We start from the raw sequence: 14,639 nt of genomic DNA, 5'->3' as shown, positions 1-14,639 counted from the left end.
GATCCGGACCTGGTGAAGGCCTACGCCGGGGCCGGTGGGTCGGGGCCCAGATACGGGGAGGTGCCCCTCGCGTGGGCTCGTGACGAGGAATCCGCGGTCGAGTCGGCGCACCGGTTGTTCCGGTTCGGGTTGACCGGATGGAAGGTTCAAGCGGAACTGCCGAATCCGATCAACTTCGAGGCAGCAGCGTCGTCGATCCGCACCGAGGACGTCCGCGACGCCATGGCCTGCGGGCCGGATGTCCGGCGGCACCTCGAGGTGGCAGGCACCTTCGTCGATGCCGGTTTCGATCATCTGGCGCTGATCAACGCGGGGCCGGACGTCGACGGCTTCTTCGAGTTCTTCGCCAACGAGTTGAGTGAGCCGCTGCGGGCGCTGACGGCTTCCTGATATCGGCTGTGCTGCTGCAACTTTCGTCTCGTGGGCGCGCCGCTCGACACGCTCGGCGCGACCGGGGCGGAACGGGTTCTGTATCGTTTCGACTTCGATTCCCGATGTGCATATGCGACACCGAAACACCGACTACCATCCGGTGGCAGATGCCTGAGGTGAACGGTCTTGGAACGCACCCGCATTGGAGGGCGAATGTCGGAATCGGAGCGGACAGATCTCGATGTGGACGACGAGCTCGACGCCGGACAGGTGTGGAGAGCGCAGCGGGTCGTTGCCGCCCAGTCACTCGACGCCGAAGACTGCCGCATGCTCCTGTCCATGCTCGGCATCGCGGGTAACCCCGATGCACCGGAGGCGGACTGACGGCGGTCAGGTCACCTTCCGGTGATGGTGAGTGACGATTTCCTGCGCCACCGTCGCCAGTTTGAGATTCATGTCCTGCGAGGTGGTGCGGAGAATCTCCATCGCCTGAGTCTCGGGAATGTTGTGGAACGCCATCAGCAGTCCCACCGCCTTCCCGATTTCACGGTTGCTGGCCAGGCCTGCCCGCAGTGTCTCGGCCTCGGCGTGCTCGTGGACGGCCGCCAGCGCCACCGCCGCGAACGATGCGAGCATGATGCCCTGATCGACGGACGTGGTGTTCAGCGCTCCCGCCGTGTCGGAGAACAGATTGAGGGCGCCGACCTTGCGTCCGAGGATGACGAGTCGGAATCCGGCGGCACCGCGCACCGGTGTGTGGGCCAGCACCCGCGCCGACAGCCGCGGCCACTGCGACGTGGTGGCGAGGTCCGTCTCGAACTGGGGAGTGTCGCTGACGATGGCATCGACGCACGGTCCCTCGTTCTCGATGCGCTCGAACTCGTCGACACGGAAGGCCACGTCGTCGCTCGCCGCGGCCGTCACATAGCGGGATCCCTCCCGGAGCATCAGGCTCGCGTGGTCACAGCCCTCGACGAGCAGCGGCGCGGCGTCGCAGATGGCTTGGTGGACGTGCCCGAAATCCTGGCCTGCGTAGAGAAGATCGGCGAGGGTCGCGAACGTCGCGGCCGACCTGCCGACCGCCTGCGAGCGCGTCGTCTCGGGCACTGTCTCTCGCATCGGTTCCTCCAGCGTGCGGGCATGCGCCCGGTTCACCGATTCAGTCTGCCAGAGAGGGCGGTCCCCGCAGGTCCCGGCCGCAGGAATTCCCGATCGGACTCCGGCGACAGTCGTCCCGGGCGAAGATGACGTCATGGTTTCGCGCACCGAGGACCCACAGGTGACCATCGGCCAGGGAAGGCTGCGGGGCGTCCGCCTGGGCGGCGTTCGGTCCTGGAAAGGTATTCCCTACGCCGCGCCGCCGGTCGGCGAGTGGCGGCTCCGCGCCCCGCGCCCGCCCGAACCCTTCACCGGCGTTCGCGACTGTTCCCGGTTCGGTCCGATCGCACCGCAGAACGAGCACGGCCCGCTGCCCATCGATCCCGGTCTGACCATCGACGAGGACTGCCTCACCGTGAACGTCTTCGCCCCCGCGACGGACACCGAGCGACCGTGGCCGGTGATGGTGTGGATCCACGGCGGGGCGTATTACCTCGGTTCGTCCGGACAGCGCATGTTCGATCCGACCCGTCTGGTCGAACGCGGCGACGTCGTCGTGGTCACGTTCAACTACCGGCTCGGTGCGCTGGGCTTCCTCGACTTCTCCTCGTTCTCGACCGGGGAGCATCCGTTCGACACGAACCTGGGCCTGCGCGATCAGATTGCGGCACTGACCTGGGTTCGCGACAACATCGCGACATTCGGCGGCGACCCGGGCGACGTGACCCTGTTCGGGGAATCCGCCGGTGGCGGCGCGGTCACCACGCTGATGACGTCCCCACCGGCGGAGGGACTGTTCCATCGCGCGATCGCCGAGAGTTCCCCCGCGACATCCGTGTACGGCGGTGACCGCGCGGCGAGCATCGCCGAGTCGTTCCTCGAGCTGCTCGACATCGCGCCCGCCGACGCGGGCCGTCTCCGCGACCTGCCCGTCGACGTGCTGACGAAGGCCTGCGTCGAACTCGTCCAGCAGGTGCCCGCGCGGGTCCCCGGCACCCTGGCGGTTGCCCCGACCGTCGACGGCGACGTGGTCCCGCACTACCCGGTGGCGGCATTCCGCAAAGGCCTCGCACACCGAATTCCGCTGCTGATCGGGACGAACAAGGACGAGGCGTCGATGTTCCGGCTCATGAAGTCGCCCCTGATGCCGATCACCCCGGACGCCGTGCATCAGATGTTCGTGGCGATCGCCGCCGACCATCCCGACCTCCCGGCGGACGAGGAACAGGAGGTGGCGGCCGCGTACCCCGACTACCCGAAGAAGCGCTCGGCCATGGAGATCTCGCGGGATGCCGCGTTCCGGATGCCGACGCTGTGGATCGCGGAGGCGCACAGCCGCGTCGCCCCGACCTGGCTGTACCGCTTCGACTACGCGACACCGTTCCTGCGCGCCGCGCGGATCGGCGCCACCCACGGCACCGAGGTGCCGTACGTCTTCGGGAACTTCGGCGTCGTCCCGCACGACCCCACATTCAAGCTCGGGGGGCACCGAACCGCCGGGCACGTGTCGGAGCGGATCCAGCGACGGTGGCTGTCATTCGCCACCGAGGGCGCCCCGGACGGAACGGGAGCCGAGGTCGGCTGGCCGCGGTACGACGAGGCGGATCGCACGACCCTGCTGATCGGCAAGTCCGACGCGGTCGTCGCCGATCCGGACCGGGAGCTCCGCCGGGCCTGGGGTGAGGAAGTCATCGGTTTCACCTGAGCGGCGGTGCCTCGGTTTCGTATCCGCGGAACGCGGGGATACCTCCTGAATGAGCCCTGCAGCAACGGAATCGGGTCGCGACCTCAGTGTGGGGGTCGAGGAGGAGTTCTTCCTCGTCGACGAGTCCGGTCATCTCTCCACCGCGGGACCCGACGTGGTCACGGAGGCCGGCCACGACATTCACGGGCTTCAGCGTGAACTCGCTCGATGTCAGATCGAGACGGCGACGGGCGTGTGCCACACCGGGGAGGAACTGCACGAGGAGCTGCGCAGCCTGCGACGCCGGCTGGCGARGGCCGCGGCGGGCCGCGATCTGCTGCTGCTACCCAGCGGGACGTCCCTGATCGTCGAGGGATTGCCCCCGGCGATCACCCCCAGCCCGCGGTACGAGCAGATGGCCCGCCACTTCGGGTCGATCGTGGACACGGTGACCACGTGCGGCTGCCACGTGCACGTGGGGGTCCCGAGCCGCGACGTCGGTGTGCGGGTGAGCAACCTGGTTCGCAGTTGGCTGCCCGTACTCCTCGCGCTCGCCGCGAACTCGCCGTTCCACAGTGGGCACGACACCGCCTATCACAGTTGGCGGCACATCATGTGGTCGCGGTGGCCGTCGGCGGGACCGCCGCCGCACTTCGACTCCGCGGACGAGTACGAGGCGATGGTCGGCGCCATGATCGGAACCGGTGCCGCCATGGACCGGGGAATGATCTACTGGCACGTCCGGCTCTCCGACAAGCAGCCGACCATCGAGGTCCGGGTCGCGGACGTCGCCATGACCGCGGCGCACGCGGCGCTCTACGCGGTGGTCGTGAAGGGTCTCGTCGGGTGGGCGCTCCAGTCGCTGGACGACGGCCTCACCGTGCCGTGGCTGCGCGCCGAGCTGCTGCGGGCGCAGTTGTGGCGCGCGGCCCGTGACGGACTCGACGGGGAATGCACGAGCCCGGCCACGGATCGGGCCCTGCCGGTCCGCCGGCAACTGGAATTGCTGAACGACTGCGTGGCCCCGGGGCTCGGCGCGAGTGATCGGGCGTTCCTCGAGTCGGGGCTCGACACCGTGTTGCGCGAGGGCACGGGCGCCGAGCGGCAACGGGCCGAGTTCACGCGCGTCGGCACGCTGGCGGCGGTGGTCGACCTCCTGACGCGCGAAGTGGTCAGCTGACCGGAGGTGGCGGAGTCAACTCGGCGACGCCGGCGGTGGTGGAGCCGATGTAGCCGGGATGCAGCAGTCCGGCGGATCCGACACCCGTGAGCAGGGCACCTGCGCTGGTGTCCGGCCCGGTGCGCAGCGGACCGGGGTCGTCGATCAACGCTTCCACGGTCGCGGTGTCGACGAGGCTGAGGTCGATGCGCTGCCCGGCGGGCTGGTAGACGGCGAGGACGACCGGGTCGGGGTAATGCGCGGCGGTGCGGCGCATGACGTGGAACGCGGGGTCGGTGCCCAGGGCGAGCACGGTGACATTCGCGAACGATGCGAGTCGGTCGGCGACCGCACGGCCTGCCCCGCTGCGCCACGTACGCCCGTACAGGGTGAGCGCGTCGGACAGGTGGCGCTGCTCGGTGGCACCTCGCGGGCTGCCGCCCGCCGGGTCGAGCAGGGCCCGCCACCGTTGTTCATAGAACTCGCACGCGGTGTCGAAGTCGTCGTCGGACCCGGCCGCCGCGACGTCGCCGCGCGAGGGCGCTGCGGGTTCGAGGACGGATCGACCACCGGCGAACAGCGTCTCGGCGTGGCCGGAGGCAGAACAGCGGGCGACCAGTTGCACCGACCATCGGAGGACCAGCCCGTCGCGGCAGGTGTACCGGAAACTCAGCTCGTACCGTTGCCCTGCCGTGCGATCGTCGTCGAGGTCGATCATGTGCGCGTAGTCCGCGCGGATGACGCCGTCCACCTCGGTTTCCGCGGTCATATGATCGAGTGTCCACCGCCGACGCGACCGCTGCGTGGCGATCGCCCGTGTTCGGCCTGCTCGGTCCCGGTTCCGGGGTGTCGGCGACCGTGTCCGCCACACGTGGCACGATCTTCGCGTGAGCACACCAACTCAGCTCGAACAGCTCCATCTCGTCCTCGGTGACGAGGAGTTCCTCGTCGAACGTGCGGTGGCGCAGGTCATCAGCCACGTTCGCGCGAACGCGGACGTGGCCGCGGGCGCTGATCTTCCCGTCAACCGGTTGAGGGCGGGCGACGCCGGGGCAGCCGAACTCGCCGAACTGCTCAGCCCCTCCCTGTTCGCCGAAGACCGCGTGGTGGTGCTCGAGACCGCGGCCGAGGCAGGCAAGGACGCCGTGGCACTGATCCTCGACGCAGCCGGGGACCCGCCTCCGGGCGTCGTCCTCGTCGTCCTGCACTCGGGCGGCGGACGGGCGAAAGCGATGACCGGGGCGCTGGAGAAACTCGGAGCGGTGGTGCACTCGTGCGCCAAACTGAAGTCCGGCGACCTCATCGGGTTCATCCGCGGCGAGTTCCGCACCCTCGGCGTCCGGGTGTCGCCGGAAGTGGTGCAGACCGTGTTCGAGGGGGTCGGCTCGAATCTGCGCGAACTGGCGGCCGCGTGCTCGCAGCTCACCGCAGACACCGGCGGAAAGATCGACGTCGCCGCCGTTCAGCGGTACTACTCGGGCAAGGCCGAGGTGAGCGGTTTCGACGTCGCGGACAAGGCCGTCGCCGGCGACACCGCAGGCGCGATCGAGGCGCTGCGCTGGGCGATGCTGCGCGGCGTACCCCACGTGCTGCTGGCGGACGCGCTGGCCGACGCGGTGCACTCGATCGCCCGGGTGGCCCCGGCGGGACGGGGAGACCCGTTCCGGATGGCGTCGGAACTCGGCATGCCACCCTGGAAGATCAAGAAGGCGCAGGCCCTCGCGAAGGGATGGACACCCACGTCGGTGGGTGAGGCGCTGCGTATCGTGGCGTCCCTGAACGCCGACGTCAAGGGCGCGTCGGCCGACGCGGACTACGCCGTCGAGAGTGCCGTCGGACGCGTCTCCCGGCTACGCCAGGTCTGACACGCAGACACGACAACAGCCGCTCGATCCGAGGATCGAGCGGCTGTTGGAGAGCCTACGACGGAAGAACCGTCAGATCTTGTTGATCGCCTGCGCGAGAGCAGACTTCTTGTTGGCAGCCTGGTTGGCGTGAATGACGCCCTTGCTGGCTGCCTTGTCGAGCTTGCGGCTGGTGGCGACGAGGAGCTCGTTGGCCTTGTCCTTGTCACCGGCCGCCGCAGCCTCGCGGAACGAGCGGATCGCCGTGCGCAGCGAGGACTTCACCGACTGGTTACGGAGTCGGGCCGCCTCGTTGGTACGGATCCGCTTCACCTGGGACTTGATGTTGGCCACGCGTAAAATCCTGTCGTCTTAAGCTGGTTACGGTCGAGAAAGCTCTGGGCGCACACATATGCACCGACAGGCGAGATTACCAGTGATCGGTGTCCGATCTCAAACCGGCGCCGGACGCGCCGCGAAATCCTGCGGCTGTGCTGCTGAACGGGTGTGCATGTAGCAGCATGTCTGGGATGACGCCCCCAGCATCGAAGTCGTCAACAGTAACGAAATCGTCGGCAACCTCGAAAGCCCCCGTCCGGAAATCGGGGGGAAGCACGCAGGCGGGTGCGAAGGCATCGGGAACCCAGCCGCGGACACGGGTGACCGCTCGGCCGCGCAAGCCCGCCCACGTGTTCGACGGGTACGCCGACGTCGGGCGCTACGGGCTGGCGTTCGACGAGATGTTCGACCGCGACGGCACCGTCCGCCCGCCGTACAAGGGCGTCTTCAAGGCGCTCGAGCCCGCGGACCGAGCCGACCTCGCCGCCCGATCCGACGCCCTGGGCAGGGCGTTCATCGACCAGGGTGTGACGTTCTCGCTGTCCGGTCAGGAACGGCCCTTCCCGCTCGATCTGGTCCCCCGGGTCATCGCGGCTGCCGAGTGGACGCGTCTCGAGAAGGGCATCAAGCAGCGCGTGCAGGCGCTCGAGATGTTCCTCGACGACGTGTACGGGGAACAGCGCATCCTGCGTGACCACGTGCTGCCGAAGCGGTTGGTCACCTCGTGCGAGCACTTCCACCGGGAGGCGTCGGGGATCGTCCCGCCGAACGGGGTGCGGATCCACGTCGCCGGCATCGACCTCGTCCGCGACGAGAACGGGGTGTTCCGCGTACTCGAGGACAACCTGCGTTCGCCGTCGGGGGTGTCCTACGTCATGGAGAACCGCCGCACGATGGCGCGGGTGTTCCCCGACCTGTTCATGTCGCACCGCGTGCGGTCCGTCGGCGACTACGCCTCCCATCTGTTGCGGGCGCTGCGCGCGTCCGCCGCCCTCAACGAGGCCGACCCGACCGTCGTGGTGCTGACACCCGGTGTCGCGAACTCCGCGTACTTCGAGCATTCGCTGCTCGCGCGCCAGATGGGTGTCGAACTGGTCGAGGGGCGTGACCTGTTCTGCCGCGACAACATGGTCTACATGCGCACGACCGAGGGCGAACGCCAGGTCGACGTCATCTACCGCCGCATCGACGACGACTACCTCGACCCGATGCACTTCCGGCCGGACTCCGTGCTCGGGGTGGCCGGCGTCCTGAACGCGGCCCGGGCGGGCAACGTCGTCATCTCGAGTGCCGTCGGGAACGGGGTCGGCGACGACAAACTCGTCTACACGTACGTCCCGCAGATCATCGACTACTACCTCGGCGAGAAGCCGTTGCTCGCGAACGTCGACACGTTCCGGTGCTGGCTCGACGAGGAGTGCGAGGAGGTCCTGGACCGGGTCGACGAACTGGTGATCAAACCGGTGGAAGGGTCCGGCGGCTACGGCATCGTCTTCGGCCCCGACGCGTCACCCAAGGAACTGAACACGATCGCCCGGAAGATCAAGGCCGACCCGCGCGGGTGGATCGCGCAGCCCGTCGTCCAGCTGTCCACGGTGCCGACCAAGGTCGGAGACGAATTGGTGCCGCGGCACGTCGATCTGCGGCCCTTCGCGGTCAACGACGGTGACGACGTGTGGGTGCTGCCGGGCGGGCTGACCCGTGTGGCCCTGCCCGAGGGGTCCCTCGTCGTGAACTCCAGCCAGGGCGGCGGAAGCAAGGACACGTGGGTGCTCGCGAGCCGGAGTTCCGACGAGGAGCGGGAACTCGCCGGTGAGGAGCTCGTGACCGAGCCGGCGCAGTCCGCCGAGGCCGAGCAGGGACCCGAACTCAGTACGACTCAGCTGCAGCAACAACAGCAACAGCAGCAGCAACAGGGCCAGGGCCAGGGAGGTGATCGCTGATGCTGGCGAGAAACGCGGAATCGCTGTACTGGATCGGCCGGTACGTCGAGCGGGCCGACGACATGGCCCGCATCCTCGACGTCGCCGTGCACCAGTTGCTCGACGACGCCTCGGTGGACCCCGACCGCACGTCCCGGTTGCTGCTGCGGGTGCTCGGCATCGAAGCTCCCGACACCCAGCTCGACGTCCGGTCGGTGACCGAACTGGTGGCGTTCAGCCGCAACCAGGTGGGCTCGATCATCGACTCCCTCGCCAGCGCCCGCGAGAACGCGCGGGGCGCCCGGGAGGTCACGTCCAGCGAGATGTGGGAGTGCCTCAACACCACGTACAACGGCCTCGCCGAACGGGAACGGGCGTCCAAGCGTCTCGGGCCGCACGAGTTCTTCCGGTACGTGGAGGAACGCGCGGCGATGTTCGCGGGTCTGGCCGATTCGACGATGAGCCGCGACGACGGATACCGCTTCCTGCTGCTCGGCCGCTCCATCGAGCGCGTCGACATGCTCGCGCGGATGCTGTTGTCCCGTGCGGGCGACCGCCCGTCCTCGCCGGCGTGGGTGACGGTGCTGCGTTCCGCGGGAGCTCACGACACCTACCTGCGCACGTACCGCGGCGCGCTGGACGCCAACCGGGTGGTCGAGTTCATCCTGCTGGACCGGCTGTTTCCGCGGTCGGTGTTCCACGCCATCCGGCAGGCGGAGTTGTGTCTCGCCGAGCTCGACCACCAGCCCGACAGCCGCGTCGGACCGAGAGCCGAGGCGCAGCGCCTCCTCGGCCGGGCCCGGAGCGAACTCGAGTTCCTGCCGCCCGGCGTGCTCCTCGAGGATCTCCAGGATCGGCTCGCGGGGTTGCAGGAAACCTGCCGCGAGCTCGGAGAAGCCATCGCACTGCAGTATTTTCACGCCGCGCCGTGGGTGGCGTGGACCGATGCACGGGCCGTCGGCGGCGACGCCGTCGTGGAGGGAGAGCTGTGAGCTGGCGTATGAGAGTCGTGCACACCACCGGGTATGCCTACGACGCACCGGTCACGTCCTCGTACAACGAGGCGCGACTCACCCCGCGCGGTGACAGCAGGCAGACGGTGATCCTGAACCGGGTGGAGACGACGCCGGCGACGCGGTCGTACCGCTACACCGACTACTGGGGCACTGCCGTCACCGCATTCGATCTCCATGCGCCGCACAGGGAACTCGAGGTAACCGGGCTGTCCGTGGTCGAGACCGAACCGTTCTGGGAGCCGGAGGAGAAGGTGGACTGGGACGAGCTGGCCAGCCCTCCGCTCACCGACCGGTTCAACGAACAGCTGAGCAACACCACGTTCGTGCCGCGCAGCCGAAAGCTCGACACCATCGCCCGGGACCTCCGCAAGGGCCGCACCCCCGACGAAGCCGTTGTCGCGGCGGCGGACTGGGTGCATCGGGAGATGGATTACGTTCCGGGCACGACGGGCGTCCACACGTCCGCGGTCGACGCCTGGGCCGAACGGCAGGGTGTGTGCCAGGACTACGCGCACCTGACGCTGGTTCTTCTGCGCAGCATGGGAATTCCGAGTCGCTACGTGTCCGGCTATCTGCACCCGAAACCCGATGCGGCGGTGGACGACACGGTGGCGGGGGAGAGTCACGCGTGGGTCGAGGCGTGGACCGGTGCGTGGTGGGGATACGACCCCACCAACGCCGTCGCGGTAAACGAACAGCACGTGTCGGTGGGTATCGGACGGGACTACGCGGACGTTCCGCCGCTCAAGGGCATCTTCTCCGGGGGCCGCGCGACAGATCTCGAAGTCGTCGTGGAGATCACACGCCTGGCGTAAAGTGCCAGCCAGATCTATCTGTGGAAAGCAGGACTAACGATCCATTTCGACGAAGGTGGGTTCAATGTCTCCAACCGCACAGGAATACGTAGAAGTCGAACCGATCTCGGATCTCAAGAAATACGTAGCTGAGGCGGTTGGAACGTTCGTACTGGTCTTCGCGGCGGTGGGTACGGCGGTCTTCGCCGGAGCCAAGGTCGGGAACCTCGGTGTGGCACTGGCATTCGGACTGACGCTCCTCTTCCTCGTCTACGCCATCGGCCCCATTTCGGGCTGCCACGTCAACCCGGCCGTCACGGTCGGACACCTCGCTCTCGGCCGGTTGTCCGTCGTGAAGGCGGGGTTGTACGTCGTCGCCCAGGTCATCGGCGGTCTCGTCGCCGGTGTGGTGGTGTACGCGATCGCGCAGAGCCTGCCCTCGTACAACCGGGCCGACGACGGTCTCGGCGCCAACGGCTGGGGCGCCCACAGCCCGTCCGCCATCAAGGGACCGCTCGGCGGGGTCATCGAGAACGGTTACGGCATCGGTGCGGCGATGATCGTCGAAGTCCTGCTCACCGCGCTGCTCGTGTTCGTGGTCCTCGCCTCCACCGACCAGATCTCCGACGTCCCCCTCGCCGGTGTCTCCATCGGTTTCACGCTCGCCGTGATCCACCTCGTGTCGATCCCGATCGACAACACGTCCGTCAACCCCGCCCGCAGCCTCGCCGTCGCGCCCTACCAGAACGGCGCGCTCGCCCAGGTGTGGCTGTTCATCGTGGTCCCGTTGATCGGTGGCGCGGTGGGAGCGCTCGTCTACCGGTCACTGTTCGGCCGGTACGACCGACTGCAGAGCTGACAACCGGCCGACCCGTCCCGGACCGGCGCGACCTGCGAGCCGCACTTCTCGCGTGCGTCGTTCTCGCGCTCACCGGGGCGGTCCCTGCGACCGCGACCGCCGAGGACGCACCGCGGCCGGGACCGACCTACGTGGCCCTCGGCGACTCCCGGGCAGCCGGGCCGCTCATCGACTTCACCGAGCACCGCGACCTGTGCCTGCGATCACCGGACCTGAACTACCCGGCGAAGCTGGCGCGGCTGATCGGTGCGGCCACCGTCACCGACGTCACCTGCTCCGCCGCGAAACCCGCCCACGTGATCAGCACCCCGCAGTTCGTGGGGACGGGATTCGCTCCACCGCAGATCGAGGCGCTCCGCCCGGACATGGACGTCGTGACGCTCAGCATCGGTGGGGGCGGTTCCCATCACCTGCCCGTGTCGGTGCGCTGCGCCGCTGTCGTTCCCGGCGCGGATGCCGGTTGCCGCGACAACCCACGGGCGGAGCAACTGGCGGTCGAGGGGATCGCGACGATGGCACCCCAGGTCGACGCCGTGGTGGCCGCGATCGTCGCGAAGGCACCGAACGCCGAGGTCTTCCTGATCGGGCACGGCGGTTCCGTCGGACGGCGTGGCTGCTGGCCGAACATGCCCGTGTCCGACGCGGACGCCGTTTGGCTCGAGCGATACTTCGCCCGCTTCAACCAGATCTACGTCGATGCCGCGGCCAGATACGGCGTGCGTTACATCGACATCGCGAAGGCCGCCGTGGATGGTGGGCACGACGCCTGCGCGCCGGCGGGGCAGCGGTGGTTCGAGGGCATCCTGCCGCAGTCACCCGCGGAACCGGCGCATCCCAACGCGCTCGCGATGACTGCGATCGCCGAGATGATCGCCGACGATCTGCGCCGGTGACGGCGTCACTGCCAGCTGAAGTCCGCCCGCAGTCGACGCGCCACGATCTCGAACGTGTCCTGTGCCATCACGGCGCCCTCGCGGCGGATCCCCGCCTCCGGCACGTCCAGCACCCGGTCCAGGCGGATCCAGCTCGGACGACCCTCCACATCCCACGCCCCCGAGCCGACCGCGATCCAGTCCCGGTCGCCGTCGTGCTTGCTCTGCGAGGACAGCATCAACCCGAGCAGGGTGTCGCCGTCACGTCCGACGACGAGCACGGGCCGGTCCTTGCCCTGGCTCGGATCCTCCTCGTATGCCACCCACGTCCAGACGATTTCGCCCGGATCCGCGCGACCGTCCAGGTCGGGGGAGTACTCCACCTTCCGTGCCCGATGGGCCGTCGGGGCGGAATTCGCGGTGACCGGACGACCCGGGGCCGGCTTCGGCGCGGCGGCCGTCGACCCGGTCAGGACACCGGCCGCGCGGTCCAGCGCGCCGGACTTCTGCAGCGCCTGGATCAGCTGCGGGCCCTTGTCCCGTGCAAGTCGGCCCAACGTCTTCCCGATGCTGCTCCACGTGCTCGCCATGGCCGCCGAGCCTAGTCCGTGTATGCCGCGGCAGCCGCAACGCGGTGGCTTGGATATCCTGACAGGTGACAGTGGCCCGGAACCGGGCCGGTGCCGGTCCAGGTAAGGGGTCCCCCATCAGCAGCTTCGCCGACAAGACGTTCACGGATCCTGCCCGGATCCGGAATTTCTGCATCATCGCGCACATCGATCACGGCAAGTCGACCCTGGCCGACCGCATGCTTCAGCTCACCGGTGTGGTCGAGGAGCGGCAGATGCGCGCCCAGTACCTCGACCGTATGGACATCGAGCGCGAGCGCGGCATCACGATCAAGGCGCAGAACGTCCGGCTGCCGTGGAAGGTGGGCGACGAGGAGTTCGTCATCCACCTCATCGACACCCCCGGGCACGTCGACTTCACGTACGAGGTCTCCCGCGCACTCGAGGCCTGCGAGGGTGCGGTCCTGCTGGTGGATGCCGCGCAGGGCATCGAGGCCCAGACGCTCGCCAACCTGTACCTGGCGATGGAGAAGGACCTCACCATCATCCCGGTGCTCAACAAGATCGACCTGCCCGCCGCCGACCCGGACCGGTACGCCGAGGAGATCGCACACATCACCGGGTGCGAGCCGGGTGACGTGCTGCGCGTGTCCGGCAAGACCGGCATCGGGGTGAAGGAACTGCTCGACGAGGTCGTGCGGCAGATCCCCGCCCCCGTCGGCGACCCCGACGGTCCGGCGCGCGCCATGATCTTCGACTCGGTGTACGACGCCTACCGCGGAGTCGTCACCTACGTGCGCGTCGTGGACGGCCGGATCTCGCCGCGCGAGAAGATCACCATGATGTCCACGGGCACTACCCACGACCTGATCGAGGTCGGCATCATCTCGCCCGAACCGAAGGCCAGTATCGGCCTCGGCGTCGGCGAGGTGGGGTACCTCATCACCGGTGTGAAGGACGTCCGGCAGTCGCGAGTCGGCGACACGGTCACCGCGGCGCGCGGCGGTGCGACCGAACCCCTCGTGGGCTACCGCGACCCCAAGCCGATGGTCTACTCCGGCCTCTACCCGCTCGACGGTTCGGACTACCCGGTGCTGCGCGACGCCCTGGACAAGTTGCGTCTCAACGACGCCGCCCTGGCCTACGAGCCGGAGACGTCGGTGGCGCTCGGATTCGGATTCCGCTGCGGATTCCTCGGACTGCTGCACATGGAGATCACCCGCGACCGCCTCGAGCGCGAATTCGGGCTCGAACTGATCTCGACGTCGCCGAACGTGGTGTACCGGGTGGTGATGGAGGACGGCTCCGAGCACGTCGTCACCAACCCGTCGTACTGGCCGGAGGGCAAGATCCGCGAGGTATACGAGCCGATGGTGAAGTGCACCGTCATCGCGCCGAGCGAGTTCATCGGCGCGATCATGGAGCTCTGCCAGAACCGGCGCGGCGAACTCGGTGGCATGGACTACCTGTCCGAGACCCGGGTCGAGCTTCGCTACGAGATGCCCATGGGCGAGATCATGTTCGACTTCTTCGACGCCCTGAAGTCGCGGACAAAGGGGTACGCCAGCCTCGACTACGAGGAGGCCGGCGAGCAGCAGGCCGATCTGGTGAAAGTGGACATCCTGCTGCAAGGCGAGGCCGTCGACGCGTTCTCCTCGATCGTGCACCGATCCGCGGCCGGCGCGTACGGCGGACGGATGACGTCGAAGCTGCGTGAGCTGATTCCCCGCCAGCAGTTCGAGGTGCCGATCCAGGCGGCGATCGGCTCGAAGATCATCTCGCGTGAGAACATCCGCGCGATCCGCAAGGACGTGCTCGCCAAGTGCTACGGCGGCGACATCAGCCGTAAGCGCAAGCTGCTCGAGAAGCAGAAGGAAGGCAAGAAACGGATGAAGACCATCGGCCGGGTCGAGGTTCCGCAGGAGGCCTTCGTGGCCGCGTTGTCGTCCGAATCGGTCGGGGACAAGCCGAAGAAGTAGCACCGACCGCTCGGTTGTTCTCCTCCGTCGACGTCTGATCGAAAGTAGGTGCGGCAYGTGGCCCTCGAAACCTGGCTCACCCGGACACTGGGAATCGAGGTGCCGATCCTCGGCGCCCCGATGGGCGGACGC

At 68.3% G+C, this 14,639-nt stretch carries 15 protein-coding genes; 11 read left to right on the top strand and 4 right to left on the bottom strand.

Going from position 1 to position 14,639, the window contains the following annotated elements; all coding sequences use genetic code 11:
• The coding region (locus AC1D1G_RS30020; protein WP_477954909.1) for an LLM class oxidoreductase at window positions 1-390 on the top strand (390 nt) is incomplete at its 5' end.
• Window positions 391-585: 195 nt separating this feature from the next.
• Window positions 586-756 carry a hypothetical protein gene (locus tag AC1D1G_RS30015; RefSeq protein ID WP_198602055.1) on the top strand — a complete coding sequence of 57 codons (171 nt, stop codon included), beginning with the start codon at window positions 586-588 and terminating at the stop codon, window positions 754-756.
• Between the two features lie 6 nt (window positions 757-762).
• Here AC1D1G_RS30015 and AC1D1G_RS30010 read toward each other — a convergent pair whose 3' ends face one another.
• A complete protein-coding gene (locus AC1D1G_RS30010) occupies window positions 763-1,491 on the bottom strand; it encodes a GAF and ANTAR domain-containing protein (protein WP_283333624.1) in 729 nt (242 codons plus the stop codon).
• A 133-nt stretch (window positions 1,492-1,624) separates the two neighbouring features.
• Between AC1D1G_RS30010 and AC1D1G_RS30005 the strand changes: the two genes are divergently transcribed.
• Window positions 1,625-3,175 carry a carboxylesterase/lipase family protein gene (locus tag AC1D1G_RS30005; RefSeq protein ID WP_477954907.1) on the top strand — a complete coding sequence of 517 codons (1,551 nt, stop codon included), beginning with the start codon at window positions 1,625-1,627 and terminating at the stop codon, window positions 3,173-3,175.
• Window positions 3,176-3,224: 49 nt separating this feature from the next.
• On the top strand, window positions 3,225-4,334 hold the full coding sequence (locus AC1D1G_RS30000) for a carboxylate-amine ligase (protein WP_477954905.1): 1,110 nt from the start codon (window positions 3,225-3,227) through the stop codon (window positions 4,332-4,334).
• On the opposite strand, the gene AC1D1G_RS29995 is transcribed toward AC1D1G_RS30000, so the two are convergent.
• On the bottom strand, window positions 4,327-5,082 hold the full coding sequence (locus AC1D1G_RS29995) for a hypothetical protein (protein WP_477954904.1): 756 nt from the start codon (window positions 5,080-5,082) through the stop codon (window positions 4,327-4,329). The two genes, AC1D1G_RS30000 and AC1D1G_RS29995, sit on opposite strands and share 8 nt — an antisense overlap.
• Window positions 5,083-5,200: 118 nt before the next feature.
• On the opposite strand from AC1D1G_RS29995, the gene holA reads away from it, so the two are divergent.
• Window positions 5,201-6,178 (top strand): DNA polymerase III subunit delta, encoded by a 978-nt coding sequence (gene holA / locus AC1D1G_RS29990; protein ID WP_477954903.1) that lies wholly within the window; start codon window positions 5,201-5,203, stop codon window positions 6,176-6,178.
• 72 nt (window positions 6,179-6,250) lie between these two features.
• Here the strand turns inward: holA and rpsT are convergent, their stop codons facing one another.
• Window positions 6,251-6,511 (bottom strand): 30S ribosomal protein S20, encoded by a 261-nt coding sequence (rpsT, locus tag AC1D1G_RS29985; RefSeq protein WP_005248015.1) that lies wholly within the window; start codon window positions 6,509-6,511, stop codon window positions 6,251-6,253.
• A 305-nt stretch (window positions 6,512-6,816) separates the two neighbouring features.
• On the opposite strand from rpsT, the gene AC1D1G_RS29980 reads away from it, so the two are divergent.
• From AC1D1G_RS29980 to AC1D1G_RS29960, 5 genes are all read left to right on the top strand, one after another.
• Window positions 6,817-8,439 (top strand): circularly permuted type 2 ATP-grasp protein, encoded by a 1,623-nt coding sequence (locus tag AC1D1G_RS29980; protein WP_283353683.1) that lies wholly within the window; start codon window positions 6,817-6,819, stop codon window positions 8,437-8,439.
• Window positions 8,439-9,410, top strand: coding sequence for an alpha-E domain-containing protein (locus tag AC1D1G_RS29975; protein WP_283333628.1), 972 nt, complete (start codon window positions 8,439-8,441; stop codon window positions 9,408-9,410). Before AC1D1G_RS29980 ends, AC1D1G_RS29975 begins: the two co-directional genes overlap by 1 nt.
• 8 nt (window positions 9,411-9,418) lie before the next feature.
• Window positions 9,419-10,249: a transglutaminase family protein gene (locus tag AC1D1G_RS29970; RefSeq protein WP_280782415.1), complete on the top strand. Its 831-nt coding sequence runs from the start codon at window positions 9,419-9,421 to the stop codon at window positions 10,247-10,249.
• Window positions 10,250-10,313: 64 nt separating this feature from the next.
• Window positions 10,314-11,087: an aquaporin gene (locus AC1D1G_RS29965; RefSeq protein WP_477954902.1), complete on the top strand. Its 774-nt coding sequence runs from the start codon at window positions 10,314-10,316 to the stop codon at window positions 11,085-11,087.
• A gap of 131 nt (window positions 11,088-11,218) precedes the next feature.
• Window positions 11,219-11,980 carry an SGNH/GDSL hydrolase family protein gene (locus AC1D1G_RS29960; protein ID WP_283353685.1) on the top strand — a complete coding sequence of 254 codons (762 nt, stop codon included), beginning with the start codon at window positions 11,219-11,221 and terminating at the stop codon, window positions 11,978-11,980.
• 5 nt (window positions 11,981-11,985) lie between these two features.
• Here the strand turns inward: AC1D1G_RS29960 and AC1D1G_RS29955 are convergent, their stop codons facing one another.
• Complete coding sequence (locus AC1D1G_RS29955) at window positions 11,986-12,549, bottom strand: type II toxin-antitoxin system PemK/MazF family toxin (protein WP_283353686.1); 564 nt, start codon at window positions 12,547-12,549, stop codon at window positions 11,986-11,988.
• A 65-nt stretch (window positions 12,550-12,614) separates the two neighbouring features.
• Between AC1D1G_RS29955 and lepA the strand changes: the two genes are divergently transcribed.
• Window positions 12,615-14,507 carry a translation elongation factor 4 gene (gene lepA / locus AC1D1G_RS29950; protein ID WP_280782419.1) on the top strand — a complete coding sequence of 631 codons (1,893 nt, stop codon included), beginning with the start codon at window positions 12,615-12,617 and terminating at the stop codon, window positions 14,505-14,507.
• Window positions 14,508-14,639: the final 132 nt, after the last annotated feature.

Source organism: Rhodococcus sp. P3_B8, from assembly GCF_056402775.1.
Note: the sequence above shows the minus strand (reverse complement) of the source record. Positions and strands in the feature narration are given on the sequence as shown.